16 protein-coding genes are annotated in these 22,270 nt (G+C 64.1%); 5 read left to right on the top strand and 11 right to left on the bottom strand.

Annotated elements, in window-relative coordinates:
• Nucleotides 1-30: 30 nt before the first annotated feature.
• Nucleotides 31-354, top strand: coding sequence for an H-NS histone family protein (locus LDO41_RS28170; RefSeq protein ID WP_223994297.1), 324 nt, complete (start codon nt 31-33; stop codon nt 352-354).
• A 232-nt stretch (nt 355-586) separates the two neighbouring features.
• On the opposite strand, the gene LDO41_RS28165 is transcribed toward LDO41_RS28170, so the two are convergent.
• The 5 genes from LDO41_RS28165 to LDO41_RS28145 all read right to left on the bottom strand — a co-directional run bounded on the left by LDO41_RS28165 (nt 587) and on the right by LDO41_RS28145 (nt 15,595).
• A complete protein-coding gene (locus tag LDO41_RS28165) occupies nt 587-1,951 on the bottom strand; it encodes an AAA family ATPase (RefSeq protein WP_223994295.1) in 1,365 nt (454 codons plus the stop codon).
• A 163-nt stretch (nt 1,952-2,114) separates the two neighbouring features.
• Nucleotides 2,115-7,280, bottom strand: a complete 5,166-nt coding sequence (locus tag LDO41_RS28160; protein WP_223994293.1) for an ADP-ribosyltransferase-containing protein — start codon at nt 7,278-7,280, stop codon at nt 2,115-2,117.
• 14 nt (nt 7,281-7,294) lie between these two features.
• Nucleotides 7,295-10,735 (bottom strand): ADP-ribosyltransferase-containing protein, encoded by a 3,441-nt coding sequence (locus tag LDO41_RS28155; RefSeq protein ID WP_223994291.1) that lies wholly within the window; start codon nt 10,733-10,735, stop codon nt 7,295-7,297.
• Nucleotides 10,732-11,103: a hypothetical protein gene (locus LDO41_RS28150; RefSeq protein ID WP_223994290.1), complete on the bottom strand. Its 372-nt coding sequence runs from the start codon at nt 11,101-11,103 to the stop codon at nt 10,732-10,734. Before LDO41_RS28150 ends, LDO41_RS28155 begins: the two co-directional genes overlap by 4 nt.
• 19 nt (nt 11,104-11,122) lie before the next feature.
• Complete coding sequence (locus LDO41_RS28145; protein WP_223994289.1) at nt 11,123-15,595, bottom strand: ADP-ribosyltransferase-containing protein; 4,473 nt, start codon at nt 15,593-15,595, stop codon at nt 11,123-11,125.
• Nucleotides 15,596-15,802: 207 nt separating this feature from the next.
• Here LDO41_RS28145 and LDO41_RS28140 point away from each other — a divergent pair, with 207 nt between their 5' ends.
• A complete protein-coding gene (locus tag LDO41_RS28140; RefSeq protein WP_223994288.1) occupies nt 15,803-17,101 on the top strand; it encodes a hypothetical protein in 1,299 nt (432 codons plus the stop codon).
• Here LDO41_RS28140 and LDO41_RS28135 read toward each other — a convergent pair.
• The 6 genes from LDO41_RS28135 to LDO41_RS28110 form a co-directional block, all read right to left on the bottom strand.
• A complete protein-coding gene (locus LDO41_RS28135; protein WP_223994287.1) occupies nt 17,023-17,880 on the bottom strand; it encodes a DUF6884 domain-containing protein in 858 nt (285 codons plus the stop codon). The two genes, LDO41_RS28140 and LDO41_RS28135, sit on opposite strands and share 79 nt — an antisense overlap.
• A 123-nt stretch (nt 17,881-18,003) precedes the next feature.
• Nucleotides 18,004-18,411: a hypothetical protein gene (locus LDO41_RS28130; protein WP_223994286.1), complete on the bottom strand. Its 408-nt coding sequence runs from the start codon at nt 18,409-18,411 to the stop codon at nt 18,004-18,006.
• 67 nt (nt 18,412-18,478) lie between these two features.
• Complete coding sequence (locus LDO41_RS28125) at nt 18,479-18,964, bottom strand: MmcB family DNA repair protein (RefSeq protein WP_223994285.1); 486 nt, start codon at nt 18,962-18,964, stop codon at nt 18,479-18,481.
• The gene (locus tag LDO41_RS28120) at nt 18,961-19,707 is read right to left on the bottom strand and encodes a hypothetical protein (RefSeq protein WP_223994283.1); all 747 of its coding nucleotides are present in this window, start codon (nt 19,705-19,707) and stop codon (nt 18,961-18,963) included. The genes LDO41_RS28125 and LDO41_RS28120 overlap by 4 nt, the downstream gene beginning before the upstream one ends.
• An 82-nt stretch (nt 19,708-19,789) precedes the next feature.
• Nucleotides 19,790-20,056: a hypothetical protein gene (locus LDO41_RS28115; RefSeq protein WP_223994281.1), complete on the bottom strand. Its 267-nt coding sequence runs from the start codon at nt 20,054-20,056 to the stop codon at nt 19,790-19,792.
• A gap of 43 nt (nt 20,057-20,099) precedes the next feature.
• Complete coding sequence (locus LDO41_RS28110; protein ID WP_223994280.1) at nt 20,100-20,636, bottom strand: hypothetical protein; 537 nt, start codon at nt 20,634-20,636, stop codon at nt 20,100-20,102.
• An 87-nt stretch (nt 20,637-20,723) separates the two neighbouring features.
• Between LDO41_RS28110 and LDO41_RS28105 the strand changes: the two genes are divergently transcribed.
• From LDO41_RS28105 to LDO41_RS28095, 3 genes are read left to right on the top strand one after another with little or no spacing between them, the layout of a single operon-like run.
• Nucleotides 20,724-21,704: a hypothetical protein gene (locus LDO41_RS28105; RefSeq protein ID WP_223994279.1), complete on the top strand. Its 981-nt coding sequence runs from the start codon at nt 20,724-20,726 to the stop codon at nt 21,702-21,704.
• An 8-nt stretch (nt 21,705-21,712) separates the two neighbouring features.
• Complete coding sequence (locus LDO41_RS28100) at nt 21,713-22,081, top strand: hypothetical protein (protein WP_223994278.1); 369 nt, start codon at nt 21,713-21,715, stop codon at nt 22,079-22,081.
• A 12-nt stretch (nt 22,082-22,093) separates the two neighbouring features.
• A complete protein-coding gene (locus tag LDO41_RS28095; RefSeq protein ID WP_223994277.1) occupies nt 22,094-22,261 on the top strand; it encodes a hypothetical protein in 168 nt (55 codons plus the stop codon).
• Nucleotides 22,262-22,270: the final 9 nt, after the last annotated feature.

The raw sequence follows: 22,270 nt of genomic DNA, 5'->3' as shown, positions 1-22,270 counted from the left end.
ACCAACGAAGTTCAACGGGGATAACAACAAATGCCGTCTTACAAGGAACTCCTCGCGGAGAAACAAGCGCTCGAAGCCAAGCTGGAAGAAGTCCGAGCCAACGAAGTCGCCGGGGTGATTGCTCAGATCCAGCAGCTGATGGCTGACTATGGCCTCACGACAGACGACCTGCTTCCGCGCCGACGCGGGCGCCCGGCTGGCAGCGGCGCGAAGACTGCCAAGGCGGAGAAGACGCCGTACCCGCCCAAGTATCGCGATCCCAAGACCGGTAAGACGTGGTCGGGTCGCGGTCGTCAGCCCGGCTGGCTGGGCAAGAACATCAATCGCTTCCTGATTCCCGACGGCGAGGCCTGAAGGCCTGACGACACCGGTCGCGGATGTTGCCGCTACCGCTCGCCCATAGAAAAACGCCGTCATATGACGGCGTTTCTCATTGTGCGCGAGTGCAGCGCTCACGCCTTAACCCAGAATTGTCCCCACCAAATTGCCGTCACGCATTGGTCTGGTGACGCGGGTCCATGGGTACGGCTTCTATCGTAAGGCGGCGTCAGGCCCATGACGGCCTCCACTTTGCCAACTGGGCACGCTACGCGTCCTCCTCTTCCGCACGTTCCCGCTGCTGACCGAAATCGAGCCGCGCCCCACGGGGAATCTGCGAACCGCGATACCCACTCCTTGCGCTTGACGAGACGTGCATCCGCTGGCGCTGTGCCGGCCGCTCGCCATTCAATTCCACACCGTGGGCTTCAGCCTGCATGCGCACATAACCCCGCACCATTTTCTCGGTGTACGTGTACCAGCCCGGGCGGTTGGTCACACCCTGCAGCAACTCGCCGTATGACTTCGTTTTCAGGCGGCCCAATGCCTTGGTGAAATTGCCCCGGTCCATCACCTCCAGACGCTCGCGTCGTGCCGCAATCATTTTGTAAGCCTCATACATGTCGCGCGTATCCCGCCACAGGTCGTCGCCATCGGCTGTGGCCCACACGATATCCTCCATCTCTTCGGGCCGGTAAAGCACAGCCGCCTTATACGGTTCCTGCAGCTGCAGCGTCACCATACTGATCGCCTTCCGCAGGCCGAGGTGATAGTGCTCGAACGTCAGCTCATCACAGGCCTCGTTGTCATCGGCCGCCTGCCACAGCATGGCTTCCGTAATCAGATGCAGGTATGCCGGATAACCATCGGACACGATGGCCATGCGCCACGCCACGTTCTCATCCACGTCCAAGCCAAGCTTCTGTGCGGCGTGGATGACGACTTCCCGCCGCGCTTCCCAGCCCAACCGCGTCACCTCGATCTGGGCCAGTTGCCGCGACGCCGACGCGTGCGCACCCAGCAGTTCAGTCACTGACGTACCGATCCCCGTGAAAATGATCTTGAGCGGCACCCCGCGATCGCCAAGGTGCTTGAGCAGCATGGCGAACTTGCCGCGCTCCTCCGGGGAATCTATCGCGTCGAACTCGTCGATCACGACGACCGGCGAGTCGGAATGCACGGCAGCAACCTCAGACAGCAGGTCAACTGCGTCGCCTACGCCGGCCAGCTGGGCCGTAACATCGCGCGCACTGATCTCTTGTCCCCATGACCATTTCAGCCCCCGCCATTCGAGTGCGACGCCACGAGTGACCTTTGAAGTATGAACTCGCGACCGGCCCAGCGCCTGATTCGCGATGTTGGCGATGATGCTGACGAAAGTTTCTCCCTTCGCTCCGCCCACGAAGACAGGCTTTGCGTCAGCCGTCTGGTGCAGATAGGCAGCCGTCGCGGCCAGCGAGCTCTTGCCCACGCCGCGATCGCCGTAGATGAAGATGCTTCGCCCTTTGGCATACATCGCTCGCTCGATGTCCTGCAGCTCGCGTTCTCGGCCCTTCAGGAACTCGACACTGCTGATCGGTTGCGATGGCGAAACGACTTCCGCGATGCGCTCGCCCAGTTTCGGCCAGCCCATCTTTTACACCAACACAAACAGGCACGACGATTCCCGGGCCGCCGTGGCTCTTACCCTACGGAAGGGGGATCCGTGTTGACGTCCGGCGTCTCAGGGGGGCGCTGGCATGATTGCGCCTTCGCACAGCCCGCCTCAAAGAGCCTCGCCGGGCGTGGCCCACCATTCATGCCGGCGCAAAGTCCGCCTGCTGGCCTGACCGGGAGTGGGCAGGCTGTCGCGCGGCTGCCAATGCAGACGCCACCGCATCGCGCTCCTGCAAGAGCCGCCTTCCCTGCTCGCGGGTCTTACCATCGGTAGCCAGCTGCCAGCCGAGCACGGCCAGCCGTTCCTCCAGCCATTGGGCATTGCGATGGCGCGGACTAAAGAAGCCCACTTCGGCGCCGCGATGCACGGCAGTAGCCCGGACATCAAAATCCGTCGACAGGGCTGACAAGGCTTCCTTCGCGTCGCGCCCGAATCGCGCAGGATACCGACGCGTTGCATAGTCGTAAGGACCCAGTTCTACGCCCATGGCGCGCAGCAGTTCGGCGTTATTCTCGTGGGCGCCGATGACGCCGTAGTACTTCACCTCAGGTGTCCAGTTGGCGGGCGGGGCGACCGACGCGGGCACCGGCGGCACCGCTGCAGTCTGCACCGCTTCATGATCCGAGCGCAGCTTGCGGACATAGCGCTGGCTATCACGCAGCAGCCGGCACAGCTTGGCATCGGTGACATCGGCCTTCAGGAACCCAATGTGATGTAGGAATACGCGCATGCCGTCTGCAACCCGCCGCATGATCGGCTGGTCATGCATATTGGCTTCGGCCATGTGCGCGACAATCTCCAACGCACGTCGCTTGGCATTCAGACCCGGCTGGAGCCGGTCCACACGCCGCCCGAGCATCGCCACCACTCGGTTACCGGTTTTCTCGGCCGCTATCACCATCGCAGTCACCTCTTCGGTCCGCTCCGGCCCAAGCATCCGCTCAATCCCAAAGTGCCCGATGAGCTCGTGCCGCGCGATCTTGCGTGCTTCCGATTCCGATTTCAGATACTCGGCTACTAGCGCCACCTTGTTGCGCTTCGCGTCCCAGTAGCCTTTCACGCCCCGATCGGATTCCGATCGCGCCGCCGCCTGTACATAGGCAGGGGTATCCGCAAACGTCGGGTAGATGTCCACGTGGTGAGAGTACTCATCGGCCTCCAGTGCACGCCGTACGGTCTGCGCATCAATGCCCTTCCCGTCCGACTTCGCCACCGGTGCGTGGTCCGATAACGTGTTGGTTTCTGGTAGGAATGCGAGTTCCGCATCCGCAGGCACTCGCACAATGACCGGGATGTCCACGTCTCCGCGCAAGCGTGCGGCACTCAGCCGGTGTCCGCCATCCAGAATCCTCAGCTTGCCGCTGCGTCGCCCGATCACAGCGATCACGGGCGGCACGTCCTGAGCGGGACGCGAAGCGTAGTCGTAGGCCCGCGCGAGATCGACCGTCCCATCGTAACGGGCCCCCGACTCGTTGGCGATAAAGGCACTCACAGGGACCCTTCCAAAGAGGTTGAGCTTGGCACCGCTAAAGCGGGCATCGAACTGCTGAACGGGGTCCACACCACCGGGCTTTTCCGTCTTGCCGATGACGAGCGCGATCGCCTGTCCTTCCGCGATTGGTCGCAGACGCGCAAAATCCGAGCGCGGCAGGTCAACAGAAAGGCGTCGGGCAGGCGCTTCCTGCCGGCGATATCGGATATCAGCAGTGGAGCGCGAAAACGTGCCCACATTGCCGATAGCGGACTTGACCTGTTCGGGATGGAACACAACGTAATTGGTGCCGCCTTCGCTATTGTGGAAAATTACCCCATCGTGACCCGCGCGCCGCGCGCGACGAATGATCTTGGCGGTCGCCTCCGGGTCGCTTAACTGCTCGTACACCGAACCATAGTCGTGATATGGCTCCTCCATCCGCAACCACACGGGCAAGACATTGGCACCAGCATCGTCCGCCGTTACGGCCTGTGCATCAGCCGCCGCCGCATTGGCGCGCTCCGGATGTCCTGAAAACCAAAAGCCAAGCCGAGCGTCTGTCGCCTCTGTCACGTCACCGAGGCGTCGCTTGTCGAACGCCGAGAAGTCACCTGCAGTGCCGTGATACAGGACCAACGGCACTCCCTCCTCATCGACGATCTGGCTGCGGCCCAGCCAACGCTCCAGCGCCCGCTGACGCCAATACCCAGCGGGATCCAGATGGGAGCTCTGCGCCGCGCGCGTCATGCGCGGATCGCCCAGCCGATTCACCCGCTCACCGGTGACTGTAAAACCAAGGGATTCATAGAACGACACGAGCTTGTCCAGCCGCGTGCGGTGATCCAATGGTGAGGCGTCCAGCGCCACTGGCAAGCCAGCAGCGTCTGACTGCCTCAGTACCTCCTGCAGCGCACGCCGCGCTTCTCCGCTGCGGCGTTTTGCTACAGGCGTACGGACCGATGAAATCTTGACCACAGGGCCGCCATCGGTCACATGTACGCCGTAGACAATCGTCGTATCGCCGAGCTTCGCGTCATGCAGGGTCGCATACGTATCGGCCGGGACCGAGAGGTCCAATTCCACGACGCCTTGGTTGGCCGCCGGGTTGGTATCCCGCCGGAAGCGGATGTCCGGATTGGCTGGATCGAATGTGCCGATATTCTGCGTGGCGCTTTTGATTTGGTGAGGATGGAAGGCAACGATCTCCGCAATGCCGGGGATGGCCAGATCCACGTCCAAGCTCATGTCCTTGAGGACCAACACCCCGTCATGCCCGGCCGCACGCACCGCGTGGTTGAATCGATCACGCTCGCGCCCAGTCAGCGCCGTCCACGGGTTCAGCTCAGCGAGCCTCACGCCAAACGCTTCCAGTCGGGCTCGCGTACGCGCCCGTGCCGCTTCGTCCGATACATCCCAGATGAATGGCGAACGTAGGCTCACATACGCACGGACAACATGCGTCACGCCGTGGTCTGGTGCCTCATCATCCTCGTCGAGGAACTCCGCATAGGTTTCGGCGTATGACTCCGCCTCCGCGAGATCCGGCGTGAAGTAGAAGCCGCGTCCGTAAAATCCGGCGTCCCGTTCCCCGATAAAGCGCGGATCAAACGTATAGAATTCGACACCCGTGCCGTGAAAAACTTCCAACGGCTCGCCCATCGCGTCTACAACACAACTACCCTCAAACCAAGCATCGAATGCGGCCTCCGCCCCAGCCGGGTCGTTGGCCAATGCCGCAGTGCCATCGCGTCGGAAGCGCAGATCGAACTGCTCGGGGCCCATCACCTCACCAGAGATCGCATTGCGGATCTGCGCGGGATGAAACGCGATGTAGGTGGTGGCCACGGGGTCGTCGACATGACCCACGCCCTTGTCCCGGACGCGCGACACAATCACGCCGTCATAGCGGCCGGAGGCCTTCGCCAGCCGGGCCAGTTCATTAATATCCAGTGTCTGGCCCTTGTAGTCGAGCTCGCGCCAGTTCTCTCCCTTCGCGGAGACCCGCAGCGGCTTGCGCAAGCTCAGGTAGGCGGGCTTGACGTTCGCTCCATCGTGATAGGTCGCCGAGAAGTCGCCCTGCCATGACACCCCGTAGCTGCTGGCCACCTGCGGACTGGAGGAGAAAAAGAACGTGCCATGCGGCACGCCTGTTCCACTTTGGCTGTCGCTTCTGCCCGGGTCGAACGTTGCGAAGTCCGCCGTCGATCCGTGATAAACCACGAGGGGCGCACCCGCACTATCCACCACCGCGCTACCGTCGAGCCACGCAGCGAACCGTGCCTCTGGTGTCGCATCGCGCAACGCATCGGTCGAACGACGGAAGCGCACGTCCGCCTCGCCCGACGCGTAGTGCTCGCGGTGAAACACCGATTTGATCTGGCTTGCGTCAAACGCGACATATTCAGCGTCGCCGAAGACGATGCCGTCGTGCCCCTGCGCGCGCAGCGCCTGCACATAGGCCTGCGCCTGCTCGACGGTCCACACTTCCTCGATCTCACTGATGCGCGACAGCGGCTCGCGCTTCGGGTGGCGCAACGCGACGTTGACAGGCATCACGTTGGGAGCGGCCGTGCCCGTCACGAAATCATGCGAGGCATAGGTGCTGGCGAGTGCCGGATCCCGAGCGAAGAAGAAACCGAGAACGGATGAAGACGCCTCGAAATTGCTCCTGCCTTTCTCGAACACATGGATATCGCTCTTCGAGCCGTGGAAGAGCGTCAACGGTGCACCATCTTCGTCGCGCACCACGCTACCCGCGAACCATTGCTCAAAGGTCATCGCGTCGACCGTAGTCGCGGTCGACAACGGCTCCAGCGTCACCTGATCCGCATGGAATGCCACGTACTCGGTCGGCGAATCCGGCACCTTCACCACAAGCCCGTCATAGCCCTGTGCGGCCAGCACGTCTTGAATCGCCCTGCCCATCTCACCCGTCCGACTCAGCAATCGCAGCGTGCTGTCGAGCACCTCGCCGGTCAACAGATGCTTGGCCAGCGTGTGACTCGTCGGCTCTTCAACGGCCTCCGGCGCGTCGAACATAAAGGGCCGCTGCATTCGCACGTCGGCCCGATAGACCACGGGCTCGGTGTTGCCCGCCGCGCTGTCCGCATATTCGGCTGCGGCGTCGTGGTCGTCAGTCAAATAGACGCCGGCTCCATAGAATCCCCGGCTCGATGGGCGGATTTCGGTAAAGCGCGATCGCGAGCCATGAAACAGCGTGAGCGTTAGCGACGTCGGCTGTCCGCCCAAGGCATCGGCAGCATCGCGCGCAAACCGGATATCCGGATTGGCGGCAGAGTAGTCGCCGGCGTTGCCGAATGCACTTTTGATCTGGGTGGGCCGGAAGACCACGATCTCCCGGCCGCCGTCGACGATGATGCCGTCATAGCCCAATGCTTCGAGCGTCGGCCGCAGGCTCTCGCCCGGATAGGGATCGGAGAGCATGCCCTGTACGCCATCGATCGCAAACAGCGCCTCCGAGGCGATCGGGTTTTGAACGGCAAGATAGACGGCCAAGACGTTCGCCCCCTGCCCGTCGCCGTCGCCTTCGCGGTTGGCATAACCGGATGCCGCTTGCGGATCCATGGTGAAGTAGTACCCGTCACCGTAGTCCCCCATATTGCGATACTGGTCCGCCCCTGCACCGAGGAAGTCATCGGAGAAGGCCCGCACGTCATTTCGCGTCCCGTGATAGACAACAAGCGGCGCGCCCTGCGCATCCACGATGGCGCTCGCGCCGAACCATGCACGAAATCGCTCGGCGCTCACGTCGACGGGGGAGAATACCGGCGTGTCTGCGGCAACGTCGGGGCGCGTGTCTTCTGGCTTCATTGGTGTCATCGTTTTTATGGCTCGATACCGTCCTGTGCAACGTGGGGCAGCGTCGCCGACGCTTCCCGTGCAAAACGAATGTCATCGTTGGTGGCGTCGAAACTGCCGGTATTGAAAACGCTCTTAATCTGGTGCGGGTGAAACGCAGCCCACTGGTCGGCTTCGATGCCGCCCTCGTTGTAACCCACGATGTGCAGGCCGTCGTGCCCCGCACGGCGCGCAAATGCGATGATCCTGCGCATGGCATCAAAGCTGTGATGACCGTCTTCCGTCACGTCCGCGCGCGTCACGTGCAGCGGATTCTGAATGGCGAGAAACACCGGCTTCACGTTCGGCCGTATCTCGACATCTTCCGGGTCCTGCCCCCACGTAAAGGGGTCGGCGAAGACATTGGCCGGCGACGTGGAAAAGAACGCCGCCCCTTCGGTGGTGCCGTCCTTGGTATCGAACGCCGCGAAGTCATTGGAGGTCCCGTGGTACATCGTGAGGGGCTGACCGAAGTCATCCACCACTTGCGACTGCTGAAACCATGCCTCAAACGTCGCTGTGGGCAACGTCGCCGCGCCGGCATCCTCCGCCGTTGCCAGCGATGCGCCAGCGCGGGCGAATCGGATATCCGGGTTGTCCAGTGCGTAGCTACCGGCGTTGAAAACCGACTTGACCTGCGTGGGCGCGAGCGCAATCCACATGCCTTCCCGGCGGCCATTGCGGGTGTAGGGGAAGTAGGCGCCGTCGTGGCCTCCCTCACGCAATCGCGCGAAGAACGCCGGCTTGTCCAGCGCATCGTACAGATCGGTACCGCCGATCGTGCGCATGCCTTCGTAGGGCACGTGCGTCTCGCGTGGCGCCATTACCAGTGGGCGCTGGACGCAGAGGTGGACTGGCACGATGTGCTGGCCATTTAGCGTATAGCCCGCCGCCTTCTCGCCCGACATGAAAGGCTCGATGGCCGGGTTCTCGGCGAAGAACAGACCCTGCGGATCTTGTGCGAAGTTCCGTCCGGCCATGCTGGGGTCGAACACGTTGAAGTCGCTGGCAGTGCCGTGGTACAGGGTCAGGGGCACCCCTGCCTCATCCACGGCGGCGGAGTTCCTGAACCAGTCGCGAAACGCCGCGTCGTTGGTCGTGGCCGCATCCAGTTGCGGTCCGAGCACCGCCGGCGCCGGCGCGGCCGATGCAACGTGCTCATAAACGCTAGCGATCTGTTCGGCACGGACAGCCGCCCATGTCATAACACCGCCCTCGCGGATGCGTACGCCATCGCAGCCCAGTGCCTCGACCCACTCGCGGAAGTCTGGCGTGTCGATCAGGTTCCAGTAGCACGGGCCGGATGCCACATTGTCAAAACACTCCTGCACCTCATCGACCGGCACGCCCATGGCGGCTGCCAGCGTTGCCGCGTCGAACGTTTTATTGGCGTCGAGGTGCGCCAGATCCAGCGGATGATGCACAGCCAGATGCACGGGGTAGATGGCGCCGTCTTCGCCGCCGTCGTCCATACTTGCCGAGGTATAGGCATTCGCGCGCGCCGGGCATTCCGTGAACCAGCCGGCGTATGCGTTACCGCAGAACTCGGTGATCGGCTCGGAGGCGCAAGTGCCGTGGTAGAGCGTCAGCGGCAGGCCCGCGTCGTCCACCGCCATCGAGTCCCGGAACCAGCGGTCGAACAGCGCTGCCGCTGGTTCAGACTGTGCCTGCAGACGCTCCTCGGTCTCAGTGCGCCGAAAGCGGATGTCGGCATGATTGGCGTCATAGGTGCCACGATTGCCGAGCGCGCTTTTGATCTGCGTCGCGTCAAAGGCCACGTAGAAGGTGGTGTCGTGCTCGTCGTCGCGCAGGATCAGTCCATCGTGTCCTTCGCGCTTGGCCGCAGCGATCGCCGCGTTCTCGTCGTCCGGATCCGCCCACTGGCCACTATCCGTCGTATTGATGGTCTTCGGGTTCTGCAGTGACAGGTACACCGGCATAAAGAAGTGGTTGCCTTCCCGTTCCTGCTCCTGATACTTCACGGCATCGAGGTAGCTCCACAGATAGTGATTCGTCTCGTTCATCGGGGCGAAGAAGAAGCCGTGGCTCTGGGCTTCCCCGTGGCGCAATTCAAAGGCCGAGAAGTCATTTAGCGTCGCGTGCACCACCACCAGCGGCGCACCACGGGGATCCACGATCTTGGAGTCCCTGAACCACGCGGCGAAAGCGGCGTCGCGCGCGCCCGCCTCTCGGAATGCGCCGTCTTTCCGGGCGTCCTCGCCGTTGGCCGCGCCACCGACTTCCAGTAGCTCGGGCAGTAACTCCGCAGCGCTGCGCGCAAAGCGGATGTCCGGATTGCCCACGTCATAGGTGCCGCGATTGCCGATCGCACTCTTGATCTGCTCAGGCTTGGTCGCAATCCAGATGTCTCCGGCGAATTCCGCATCCTCGCCTGTTGCCCCGGGAATCGCCCGCACGTGAATGCCGTCGTGGCCTCCGGCGCGCACGCGGGCCTGCAGCGCTTCGACCAGTGGCCGCAGGTCCCGGTAGCTGCGATCGCTGGCCAGCGCCCGGAACGTTTCACCGTCCAGTTCGAGCGGGTGCTCGACGGCCAAATGTACCGGCATGATCTGCCCGCCGTTCTCGGTATCCCACGCCCACTGCGCAGCCGTGTCCGGGTTCGTCGAGAAGAAGGCGCCCAGCATGGCCGTCGGGTGATCGGATGCTTCGCCAAGACGCGAAAAGTCGAAGGTCGAGAAATCCGCCATGGTGCCGTGATAAAGCGTCAGGGGCGCCCCCGAGGCGTCCACCGCGCGAGAACGTCCCAGCCAGCGGCGAAATGCCGTATCGCGTCCAAGGGAGTTCTGGTAAGCCGGATGTGTGAAGTCGTTGGCGTCCGCAATGGCAGAACGGATCTGCGCCGCGTCGAACACCACGATCTCGCTCGCGAAGGCTTGCAGGTCCGGCAGCAGCCCGGCGGGCTTCCTCCCGTCTTGGTCCTCGTCCACCACGATGATGCCGTCATAGCCCCGCGCCTGCAGGCGCTTGATAAATGCGGGATCGTGGCCCGGTGCGTAGACGCTGCGGACGGCAACTTTTGTGAGGTCGATCACATACGGCCGGCGCAGGGACAAGTAGACCGGATACACCACCTCCCCGCCGAACTGCTGCGCACTGGCGGCGTAGCCGGCGGCAGCCACTGGATCGAGGGTGAAGTAGTGGGCACGACCGTACTCCGGGGCCACGCGGCCGTCCATCTCGGCTTTTTCCGGTGCGAACGCATCAAACGCCGCGCGCGACCCGTGGAAAGCCATAATGGGCTCGCCCCGGGCATCACAGATCGTGCTGCCGTGGAACCACGCCTCGAACGGCTGTGTCGTCACATCGGACGGCGTGGGGCGTAGACGCTGGAGGGCGCGCTGCCCGAACGGCGACGCAAGTCCGGCTGCGAAATGCAGGCTCGCGGTAGGAGTGCTCTGCATGGTCATTTCTCGGTCTTGTAGGCGATGACGTTGCGCAACGCCGCGTCCACGCCACCAGCTTGTTTGAAGACTTCCCACATCTTGTAGTGGGCATCGCAGTAGTGCAGCTCGTGCGCGATCTCATGCGCATGGCTATCGCACATCGAGCGATCACAGGTCTTGCCGTCCCCTACCGGGTAATCACACAGGTAGGCGCCGACATCGGCGCAGTCGGCACAGTGCGGGCCGAGCTCGCCGCACAGAAAGCTATTCTGGCCCGCTGTGCGATTTTTCGCGGTGCAGTAGGCTTCCCACGTGCCGAGGTACCCCATAAGGGTCCACTGGTCGAATTCCGCGCGGCTGGCCGGTTTGGTGGTGTGCAGGTAGCAGGGCATCAAATGCGTCCTCCTTGGATCACGGTGCGTAGCCGTCGTCGTGTGTCGACGGTGTCGTCCTTGGCGCTGCCACCGGCAACGCTGTCGGCGCTCTGCGGAATCGAATGTCCGGATTCGACGGGTCATACGTACCGGCGTTGAAGATGCTTTTGATCTGGGTCGGCGAAAACACCACCCACTGATCGCTCACGCCGCCGGCGTCATAGTGATTGCGCATGAGTACTCCATCGTGGCCGTTGGCGATCGCCCGCTCGATCACTTCCCGGCGGCCGTACTTGTCGCCTTTGAAGTCGAAGATCAGCGGATTGGTGACGCGCAAATGCACGGGCATCACGGTGCCGATCTCGGGCGAGGGAAAATGCTCGTCGCAGCCCGCATACAGTGACGCGATCACCGGATCGGGTGTGAAAAAGAATCCGGGATCGGGTGTCCTGATGCTGCTTTTGGTGCGTCGGCGATCCGGCTCGAATGCGTTGAAGTCCGCCTGTGTGCCGTGATACAAGACCAGCGGTTCACCTTGGGCATCGATCGCCATGGAATCCCCAAACCATGCGTCGAACGCTTCCTCGGGGCTGCGCGGGTGGTGATGCAGCTCCGCCTCCACCGAAGCCGGAGGCGTCACGGTCCGGATCTGCTCTGGATCAAATGCGACCCACACGTCTGAGCGTGTGGTGCTGGTGCCCCACGGCATGTCGTCGACGTTGCGGAACTGGATGCCGTCGTAGCCGTCGCACTTCGCCTTGACGATGGCTCGCTCGAATCGCCGGAAGGAATAGGTCGCGCCACGCAGGTTGACCACCAGTGGATTGCGAATGGCCAGATGCACTTGCTTGACATGGGGCGTGTCGCCTTTTCGCTTGCTGACCGCATACTCAGCGTAGGCCTGTGCGACTTCCTCCTCGGAGGAGAAGTAGACGCCTTGACGGGGCGCCCTGAACTGGTCGAATGTCGTGGCGGTACCGTGGTACAAAATCAGCGGCTTACCCAGTGCGTCTACCGCCTTGGATCCGGCCATCCAAGGGTCGGTGTCCGCGACACTGGCCGCCGACGTGCGCGAGAAGCGGATGTCCGGATTGTTCGCGTCATACGTACCAGCGTTGCCGATAGCGGACTTGACCTGCTCCGGCTGCCACGCCACCACATGCAGGATCTTGCCTTCCCGATTCGTCCACACAACGCCGTCATGTCCGGCGTTTTCGGCAAGTTGGCGCACCGCGTTGCCGCCGCTGGCGGTGATGACGGTCCCACCGTGGAGTTCCTGCACGGTCCGGCCGTCCGGCAGTAGGCCTTGCGCGATCACGAATGGATTGTTCAGGGCCACATAGACGGGCTGGACATTCGCGGCGTCGCCGTGGCCATACTGTTCGTTGAGCGCGTAGCCGCTCGCTTCTTCGGGGTTGAACGTGAAATAGAACCCCTTGCCTAACAGTCCACAATCGGTCGCGCCGATTGACGTGGTGTCATACGCGACGAAGTCCGATTTCGTGCCGTGGTAGAGCACCAGCGGCTCACCCGCGCGATCCACGATTTTTGAATCGCGGAACCATGCGTCAAATGCGGCAGCAGCATCCCGTTTGGCGCCCGCTAGCGCGTCCGATGTTTCCATCACGCTCGTGGCACTGCGCGCAAAGCGGATGTCAGGATTCAGCGCGTCGTATGTACCTATGTTGAAGACGCTCTTGATCTGCGCCGGATCGAACACGGCAACGATCACCCGCTCGCCCTCCTGCAGCACGACCATGCCATCGTGCCCGCGCGCGATGGCTGCCTCGGTCATTTCTTTGGACGACGAATCGGACGTTTCGTCGATGGCAGGCAGGCCCCATTGTTCACGCAACGTCCTGTCTTGGATATACAGGGGTACTTGATCGACGTCAAAGACGATGGGATTGGTGAGACGAACATGAACGGGTAGGACATTCGCTCCAACGCCGCGACCGGCATAGGCGCTTGCCTCCGCTGGATCCTGTGTCAGATAGTAGCCGTGCACCACACCGTGGCCGAAACGTTCGCCTGCACCGTGATCGCTGAATGTGGAGAAGTCCCGGTCGGTGCCATGGTAAAGCACCAGTGGTTCTCCCACCGCATCAACCATCTGACTGTCGCCAAACCACGCGTCAAACGCCGCATCGGCATCTCGGAATGCGCCCTCTTTCCGGTGCTGGCGTAAGGCACCCTGAACCCCCGGCCCGTCGACCGGCTGCGGTGCCGCTTGCGCCGGCGCCGGCAGCATCTGGCCCGCGCCGCGCGCAAAGCGCAGGTCGGCGCTCGCAGCGGAGTACTCCCCGCTGTTGCCATAGGCCGCCTTGATGCGGGTCGCGTCAAACACCACGAACACATCGGAGAGCTCGCGCGTGGCCGGCGTCGCATGGTCCAGCACATTGCGCACGATCACCCCGTCGCGGCCTTCGGCATGCGCCTGTGCAATCGCGCGGGCCATCAGCCCATCCTTGCGGGACAGCTGCCCGCCGGCATCAACTTCCAGCGGGTTATCCAGCGCCAAAAATGCGGCAAGCACATTGGCCCCCGTGATCGGCGCTTCAAACCGGTGGATCGCTGCTGCCAGCGTGGATCGCCGATCGGCCACGGTCCAGTAGGCGGTCTCGGCCGCGCGGTAGGCCGCCGTGTCGGCGCCGTGCAGCGCACGCACCTCGGCCCACTGCTCGCGCAGCAGGCGCGTCTCTTCGGTTAGCGCCACCAGTTCGGCATTCTGGTCAAGATGTACCGCGTAGCCGCTTGCCACGCGTGGGCTCGATGTGAAGAACGCGACCTCACCGAGGCGCTCGCTGTGCTCGCCGGCGCGGGCGAGATCGAAGGCACTGATCTCCGCGCCGCTGCCGTGATAAACCATCTGCGGCTGCCCGTCCTGCACCACGCGGCTCGCCCCGAACCACCGGCGGAACCCCTCCGTCTGGGTGCGCAGTGTTCCGGCCACATGGCGATCAGCGCCCGGTGCCTTGGCCACTTCCAACGGGTCGGGGCTGCGCGCATAGCGCATATCGGCCACGGTGGGATCGAAAGTGCCCACGTTGTAGACGCTCTTGACCTGTGCCGGGTGAAACGCAATCACTTCCCAGTGCGGGGCCACCTCGGGATCGGCGTAAGCATTGCCCACCACCACGCCGTCATAGCCGGCGGCTTCGAGTTCGGCGCGGATCGCTTGCGCCTCTGCGACCGTGGTCGCGGCGCGCCGGCCCGGCGGCCAGTGGTAGGGGTTCTGCAGCGCCGCGTACGCGGCGATCACGCGCGGGCCATGGTCTGTTCTGGCGGCGTCGGCGTCGACGGGATTCCCGATATCGCCCGCGTAGGCCGACGCGAGCTCCGCATCCGCCGTGAGATAGATGCCGCTGCCGTACCAGCCCGGGTCCGACGGCGTGCCCCGGCTTGGGCGAAAGGCGGTGAAGTCCGTCGCGGTGCCGTGGTACAGGATCCGGGGCCGGCCGTCCGCGTGCCGAATGGCGCTATCCGCGAACCACGCCTGAAAGGCTGCCGCGCGCTGCGCGCGGGCGGCCTCCTCGGCTAGCGCCGGGGCAATGGCCGGCGCAGGCGGCACATCACGGGCAACGGCGCTCGCCGGCAGCCGGGCCCGCACGCCGGCACCAAAGGGCGAGGCACCCGGAAAGGTGAAAGGATTTGGGGCGCGTGGCGTGGCCAGCGTGGGCGGCGTTGCCAGCGCGGCTGCCTCGTCCCGCCGAAAACGGATGTCGGGATTGCCGGGATCGAAGGTGCCGACGTTCCACACCGACTTGATCTGGTGAGCGTCGAACGCCACGATCTGCGACGCGCCGCTCCAGCCACGGCGTGTTAGATCGTCCGGATAGTCGGCAAAGATCGCGCCGTCGTGGCCGAGCGTCCGGTAGTGGGCGACCCGGTCGGCCATGCCAGCGGTTTCGATCTGTGCGGCGTTCAAGTAGATGGGGTTGCGGATCGAGAGGTAGACCGCCATCACCCGGCCGGCGTCATGTCGGCCGATATCGCGCACGAAGGAATAGCTTTGGTCGGGCGTGAAGTAGTGGCCATCGCCCGTCGCCTGCGTCTCGATGGTGTGGGTGAACGTGCCGCCGACGATCCGACGCAGGTCGGTCAAGCGACGCTCAGTGTCATCCGACGGATCGGGGGCGCGCGGCGAAAGACTGGCCGCTTCGCGCATACGAAAGCGCAAGGCGGCTTCGGCGCCCATGGTCTGCGCGTCGACCAGTGCCCCATAGTGAAACCCCTCGGGGCGGCGCGACCAGTCGCCGTCGACATCCCAGCTGTCGATCCGGGTGATCGCCTCCCCGTTCAGGCGGTAGACGGTGACGGGCTGGTGGGCCTTGAAGACGCTGAAGTCCGCCGCCGTGCCGTGGTAACAGACCAGCGGTGCGCCGTCATGGATGATCCGGGAGCCGGCAAACCATGCCTCGAAGGCGGGATGGCCGGGGCCCGTGACCGGCGCGGTGATCGGTTCCGCGTGCGGAACCCGGTCGGTGGTGGGAGGGAGGGTCTGCTGCATGGGGGCCTGACCGGACGGCCAGCGATGATCCAGATTGGTGAGATTTTATCGAGATACCGCCATTTATAACGGTTAGGATAGTAATTTACCGACTGATTTGCGCATAAAGACACAAAAATAATATTTATTTCCTTGGTTAGCTTACAATGATCGGATTTCGCCTTCGGGCGCCTCTGGAGCCGACTTGTGCCGTCTGCCGATTCTTCGATGCCCCCTGTTTCCGCGCTCACGCCTGACGCTGTCCACGCACGCTCGGCGGCGCGCCTGCGCAGCGGCGCGTTCGCCATGCCTTATGTCGCCGCCATGATGCGGGCCCGCTGGTCCGCGTTCCTGCATGCGACGAGCTGTGTGCTCGCGGCCAAGGGGCTGGCGTTCGTACCGGCCGCCAGCACCGCATTGCCCCATCTGGGGATTGACGTGCTGGCAGAGGTGGATTTCCTGCTTGGAGACGCGTACCACCTCACGAAGGCCGGCCACTGCCTCCCGTACCGCACACTGGCCGAAAAGGGGCTGAACGCCGGTCGTCAAGGCCTCTACAAGAGCGTGTCTCTGAGTGTCTTTCATGCCCTGCAGGCCAAAGGCCTCGTTCTGGTGAGACAAGCGGACAGCGGGGCTGCCGCATTCGTCGAACTGTCCGCGCACGCGCTACATGTCGGGCGTGCCGTGGATGCCGATTTGTATGAGGTCCAGTGGCGCGCCATCCTGCGCGCGCTGCGCGCAGAGGGCGTGGAGCTTCGCAGGGGCGCGACCGGGCGCCTGCAGGACCTTCCTGCCGCGCCGGCCATTGGCCGCGTCGTTGCGCTCGCCGCCGCGCGGCTGATGGCGCCTGACGTGAATGACCTCGCGATTCGTGAGATGGCCCACGAGTGGCTGGCGCTGCAGTGTTACGGCACGAAGCTGGCTGGCTTCGACACTGTTCTGCAGCGATTGGGCGTTGGACCGGCCACACGTCCGGCCGTCGCCGCCGTCGATCACGACGCTCATCAGCTGCCGACAAAGCTGGTGGCGCGCATGCAATCCGTTCACGTGCAGCGGCTGCGTGCGCAAACCGCTATCGAGGCACTGGCCGATGCGGTCGATGCGCTGGAAATGCGGTGGAGGGCGGCGCCCGCCGACCGGCCGCTTCCGGCGCCCGTGTCACGCGCACTAGCCGAAGGCATCGGCATCGCCGTGGGCAGCTGGGAATTCCCTGCGAAGGACGAAGAGGAGCAACAGAACTGGGCGCGCTACCGCGTCGAAGATGGCGCGGGCTTGGAGGGGCTGCGGGAGCTGCTGGCGTGCCTCGGGAAGGCCGGCATGCATCTGGCGCCGCCGACCTCGGACAAGGCATGGCTCAACCCGGCAGGCCATATCCGGAGGCATCGCCGCGAGCTGCTGCGCGCCCGGCGCGGTCACTTGGGCGTCGCCGACGGCGGCGACGCGCTCCCTTACACGCCGACCGCGCGACGGCTGGCGGTTTGTTGCGTTTTACCTTCCCCCCAAAGAGGAAGCCGGTCTCGTAGGTGACCGGCTTGCCAACCTGCCCCGTCGGTGGCGGCGCTGCCCGGTCTGACTCGCGGGCGTCCACGGGTGCCCGCCAGATCCAGCGCGTCCGGCACCGGCAACCCATGCAGCCAGCGCCGCAACTGGCCGAGCTGCTCGCCGATGCCGCCGTGCACGGTCAGCTGGCGCACATGGGTCGGCAGGTTGGCCCGCACGAGCGCATCGTGGAACACCTCGCGATATCGCGCACCACCCATCACGAGAATGTCCGTCGGACGCACCGCGTGCAGATGCGCGCTGACCTCGGCCGCGCCCTTGCCACTCTGCAGGTATTCCCGCATGCGCGCATCGTCCATGCACCGGTTGTAATCCGGGATCGCCGTCTGCGGTGAGATCAGGCCCAGTTCGGCGGAGAGGATCCGCATCGAGGGGCGGCAGCCCGTGGCCTGCACGGCACCGCGCAGCACGCGATAGGCCGGGCCGTCGTAGCGCGACAGGGCTGGTAGCCATTGCGCGTCCGGCCGTTTGGTGCCGCTACAGGCGATCAGCAGATACGGAACCCGCACGGGTGCCGCGCGCAACGCGCGAGCCCTGACGAGATCCGCCCGAGCCATTGCACGCAGGCGTGCGGCCTCTTCGCGGTAGTACAGCTGATGGGCGGCGGTATCGCTGGCACGCGCGCGCTGCGTGTGCAGGATGGCGGCGCGGCGCGCCGAGAGCGCACCCAGCACCGCTACGCAGGGGGAGTGCAGCTCCCACGCTGCCTGCCATGCCCGCGCATGCCAGCGTGAAAACGGTGCCAAGGGATCGCGTTGCGCGAGCAGGACGTTGCAGGGGGGAAACAGGTCTGTTGCCACAGTTCAATGTCTTCCGGTTCTCGATGCGTGCCGGGACATTGTAAGTATCGTTACGATACCCTCAAAGTATCATTGTGATACTTTTGGTAACGCGGCGTTGTACTGGGCGAGGAGTTGATCGAATTCCGCCGCCGCCTGCGGCCGCTCGCGGAAATACAGCAAGGCCAGCAGGAGCACCGCCGCCTGCTTGCTCATGCCTTGCGCGCTCGTCATGATGCGTTTCAGACTGACGTGAGAGAGGCCAAGGGCCTCGGCCAGTTCCCTGTTGTTCGCAAAACCGAGGCGGCTCCGGATTTCGGCGATCTGTTCGATCGACAAGGCCGACACCACGCCGGCGTTCGCGCCCGCCGCCACAACGCCCTCCGAAGGGTCGGCGGCCCCCTTGGCCGCCCGCTTGGCAGGCATCGGCTTACGAGGGTTGGCGGACGTCGCCGGAGGCTTCGGTATCCGGCGCGCGGGCGCAGTCTTGGTGGCCATGGGCAGTGCAAGAAAGATTCTTTAGGTATCGGTATGATACTCGACACACACCCCGCCGCCAACACTGTCAACGCCGGGCAGGAGACTCGCCGCGCGCCAGACGCCGGGCGATCGAGAACAGCACAAGCCGCTCCGCGTCCAGATCGGGGGCGTGCATGAAGGCGGTCCAATCGCCATGGGGATACTGCGGGTTGAAGGCGGGCCACGCGTTACCTTGAGGGACGCGAACCTCTTCGATGTTTCTGCCATCGGCCCACAGCAGTCCCCATCGTGGCGGCAGCATCTCTGGCGTGATGAGAGCGGGAGGGGACATGTAGAACCGGTACACCCCCAGTCCTCCCAGCTGGCGCTCCGGCTTTTTGGCGTCAGCGCGGAAGTCCGCGAGCGAGGTCTTGCATTCCACCAGTGCCGTGCCGTTGGTCCGAAAGCCGATGGCATCGGCCTGCTCCCGGCACCCTGCGGCAAAGATCTCGGTCCCGATCACACCAAAGCCGCGACGACGCAACCAGCGTTCGGCCGCCCCCACGAGCACGCGATGCTGTTCCCGGCTCACGGCGCCTTGGACTCTACAGCGGGCAATGCGCGCTCCGCCAGCAGCGCCATCGCGGCGGCGGTCTGCTGGAGGCTGGCCGCAGCTTTGGCTGTTTGCCTGCCGAGCGTCACGCTGCAAAGGATCGAGCGAGCACAGGCGCGATCGCGCGTGTGATAGGCCCGCATGGCATCACCGCTGGCCTCCGTCTTGAGTAGCGCTGTCGCGCGGCGAAGCACAGCTTGCATCTGCGCGGTATCGAAGGTCCCGCGCGGCGCCATGAGCGGTACCGACGCCACGCCAAAGGCGGTACTGGCCGTAGCGGCGGCCGCGTACCAGCACGCTGCGCTTTCTCGCTCGCAGCGGGTCACGTAATAGAGATCGTGCGCGGACGCCTGTGCGTGCTGTGCCACCGCTGGTTGTGTGGACGCGTAAGCGAACGCCACCTGCAGCCCGGCCAAGCCCTCGAACAGCACGATTGCGCCGCAGGCAAGCAGCACATAGTCGCTTCGCTTCTTGGTCCGTCCCGCACGCTTGCTGGCACGCATACGGTCCCACACCATGACCGAGCCATTCGAGCTCAGAATGACGCCCACTGCGGCCATGACAACATAGGGGGGCACCCCTTCGTGCCGGAACGCCCACCCGCTATTCAGGAAAACGACGCCCACCAGCGTGAGCACGATATTGAGGACGTTGGCGAGCAGATACATCCGGGAGGCCGCAAGCTGCGGTTGCGTTGGTGCATTGGGGATAGAGTCGATCACGGTAATGGATGGTTGCGGTTACGAGAAGTCACCCGGGGCGGGTGCCTGTTTTGGGGTGGGTGGTTGGGTCAGGGTCGGATCGTCAATGCCGGCGGGGATCCCCGAACGTCTCTGGCACGGTCGCTGGACGGGTCAGTCGCGTGGTCCGCACCAGACGGCTGTCGCCATCGGCATGCCAGATGGCTTGTCCCGCGAGCACCAGCGTGCGGCCGGTCTTGTAGGCGCCCAAGGTGCGCAGGAAGAAGCGCGCCGGCAGTCGGACCACGGTGTGGTCGGCCTGCCCGATCTGCAGTCCTTCGGCGCCAGCGTGGATTGGCTTTGCGGGGTCCGGGCTTCTCAAATTCAGCATGTTGCGTCGTCGCTCCGTACGGCGTTCAGCGGCCTCAGCTGGCTCAGCGGGCAAAGAGCCGGCGCGAGGTGACTGGCGTCGTCACGCGACGCTCGGCCTCGTACCGCTCGGGGGTGTAAAGGGGCACCAGCCGGTTGACACGTTGCACGGCTGGCGCGGCCTCGCCGGGCACATCCGTCCCCAGTCCGAAGCCCAGCAGGGTCTGGGCACCCAGCAGTTCAACCAGCGATACCTTGGGCACGAAGATCTGAACGGCAATCGCCGGCACCTCTTCCTCCAGCATCGTGAACGCATCGGTTACCAGCACCAGTCCCTCGCCAAAGCCCAGATAGGCGCTATGCAGAGGCAGGTGGGCCAGCCACTGGCCTTCCTTGGCGTGCATTGCCAGCATCCAGCCGACGTTGTCGTGCGCCAACGCGAACAGATCCGAGAGCGACGCATCCAGCGCCACCCCCGAGAACGGGTATTCCATCTGTTTTGCGCCGCTCGCGTCACACGAATCAATCCATTTCGCGAAATCGACGACCGCCAGCAGTTCACGAGCGCGTGAAATCAATGTTTTTTTCGTATCCATATACATAGAATAGTCCAATATCCGGCGGATTCACATCCATTAAAAGCAGTTTCTTGTGTAGAATTCGCGACAACAGATCACCTCGGAGCATTCATGTCGGTAACGGAGGAGCTGCTGACGGCACATCCCATGGACCCCATCGCGTCCGAAGTGGAAGCCGATGGCCGCGTCAATCATTTCGCCCCCGAGCCCGCGCCACGCGACGCCGCGTCCCCCATGGCGCGCCGCGCCTATTCCGCGCTGCGCATCATGGCCGCGCTCATCAAGGCCGTGGTCGTGCATCCCGGCAGCGACAGCAGCGATGCCAAAATCGTGGAGGCGACAAACGAACTGCTCCAAGACGCCCACGTATTGACGGACACAATGGTCGAATTTGCAGGGCTGGATCGCACGCGCCCTGCAGATGCCGAGATGCTCAACAGCCTGTCGACCCAGTCCGCCGAGATTGCGGCGCTCAACTGGCGTCTCGCGTATGCGACGGGCAAAGCCAAGATTCCCGCACCGCTCATCAGCGACATGATCCAGACCGCGCTGGACAAGGTGAGGCAGGCGCCCGAGCCCGATCTGCAGCCGAGCCAGCTGGATCTGGTCACCGCCCAGCGGGTGGCCCTGCTCTCTATCGTGCCGGACCTGCAGACGCAGGCCGTGCACTCCTTCGATTACTTCGTGCCCGACGTGGAAACGCTGGTGCAGAAGGGGTTGAACGCCGTACTGGAGATGACCGAGTACGCCGTGGAACGGCTGCGCGCCGATCTCGACAACGAGGACGCCTGCGTCACCATCGCCCGGGCATTGATCCCCGAGATGGGGGCCATCTACGTCACGAACTACCGGCACAACGCCAAAAAGGACGTGGAAAGCCTGCGCACGATGGACCACGTCGCCCGTCACCGCCGCATCCACGAACACCGATTCACGGGCCTGCCCACCGAGCACATCGACGAGAGCTTCCGCCGCCTCGCCCGTCGGATGGTCGACATGATTATCGAAGCAGTGCCGGCCACGCCGTCACCGTACCTCTCCGCCCAGCGCGCGGCCAAGGCCGGTGCCATGCTTGACCGCTCCCATCTCTGAGTTTGCCCATGAGCGCCCCTGACACCGCCACCGAGATACGTCTGTTTGGCGCAAGCCTGCGGGCACGCACGCCGGACGAATACGGCAACGACCATCTCTCGCAGACGATTCCTGCCGTCAACCAGCTCTCGCGGGTGGTGCAGGCCATCGGCAACAAGCTGCCAAACGAAGCCGTGCAGGCGCTCTTCTTCGAGCACAACGGCGACGCCGAGATCCGCGAAACACACGTCGAGCTCGGTCTCGCCCACCTCGACGCCGTGCGCAACGCCAAGCCGGATCTCGAATACCTGCGGGACGCCAAAGTCCCGGCGGCTGGTGCCTTCTGGACCGCCGAGGACGACGAATGGTTGCCCAAGCCACCGACGCCGGCTCCCTGACCTAGCCATTTCATGACCTACCTTATCACCCGTCCTTCGGCCAGCGACCGCAACCCCGCTCCGCTTGCACTCTGCGCGAAGCAGCAGATCGCCCGCGTGCTGCGCACCAGTCTCGGCCCGGTGTTCCCCCCTAGCCTGACCCTGCCAGCCCTCGCGGCAACGCGGCGCACCTCGTCCTGAACTGGATAT

It is taken from the genome of Cupriavidus pampae, assembly GCF_914271485.1.
Taxonomy (GTDB): Bacteria; Pseudomonadota; Gammaproteobacteria; order Burkholderiales; family Burkholderiaceae; genus Cupriavidus; species Cupriavidus pampae.
Note: the sequence above shows the minus strand (reverse complement) of the source record. Positions and strands in the feature narration are given on the sequence as shown.

Excerpts from the sequence above, each read along its gene's own strand:
- LDO41_RS28170 (WP_223994297.1), top strand. The coding sequence starts at position 31 with ATGCCGTCTTACAAGGAACTCCTCGCGGAGAAACAAGCGCTCGAAGCC.
- LDO41_RS28165 (WP_223994295.1), bottom strand. The coding sequence starts at position 1,951 with ATGGGCTGGCCGAAACTGGGCGAGCGCATCGCGGAAGTCGTTTCGCCA.
- LDO41_RS28160 (WP_223994293.1), bottom strand. The coding sequence starts at position 7,280 with ATGAAGCCAGAAGACACGCGCCCCGACGTTGCCGCAGACACGCCGGTA.
- LDO41_RS28155 (WP_223994291.1), bottom strand. The coding sequence starts at position 10,735 with ATGACCATGCAGAGCACTCCTACCGCGAGCCTGCATTTCGCAGCCGGA.
- LDO41_RS28150 (WP_223994290.1), bottom strand. The coding sequence starts at position 11,103 with ATGCCCTGCTACCTGCACACCACCAAACCGGCCAGCCGCGCGGAATTC.
- LDO41_RS28145 (WP_223994289.1), bottom strand. The coding sequence starts at position 15,595 with ATGCAGCAGACCCTCCCTCCCACCACCGACCGGGTTCCGCACGCGGAA.
- LDO41_RS28140 (WP_223994288.1), top strand. The coding sequence starts at position 15,803 with ATGCCCCCTGTTTCCGCGCTCACGCCTGACGCTGTCCACGCACGCTCG.
- LDO41_RS28130 (WP_223994286.1), bottom strand. The coding sequence starts at position 18,411 with ATGGCCACCAAGACTGCGCCCGCGCGCCGGATACCGAAGCCTCCGGCG.
- LDO41_RS28115 (WP_223994281.1), bottom strand. The coding sequence starts at position 20,056 with ATGCTGAATTTGAGAAGCCCGGACCCCGCAAAGCCAATCCACGCTGGC.
- LDO41_RS28110 (WP_223994280.1), bottom strand. The coding sequence starts at position 20,636 with ATGTATATGGATACGAAAAAAACATTGATTTCACGCGCTCGTGAACTG.
- LDO41_RS28105 (WP_223994279.1), top strand. The coding sequence starts at position 20,724 with ATGTCGGTAACGGAGGAGCTGCTGACGGCACATCCCATGGACCCCATC.
- LDO41_RS28100 (WP_223994278.1), top strand. The coding sequence starts at position 21,713 with ATGAGCGCCCCTGACACCGCCACCGAGATACGTCTGTTTGGCGCAAGC.
- LDO41_RS28095 (WP_223994277.1), top strand. The coding sequence starts at position 22,094 with ATGACCTACCTTATCACCCGTCCTTCGGCCAGCGACCGCAACCCCGCT.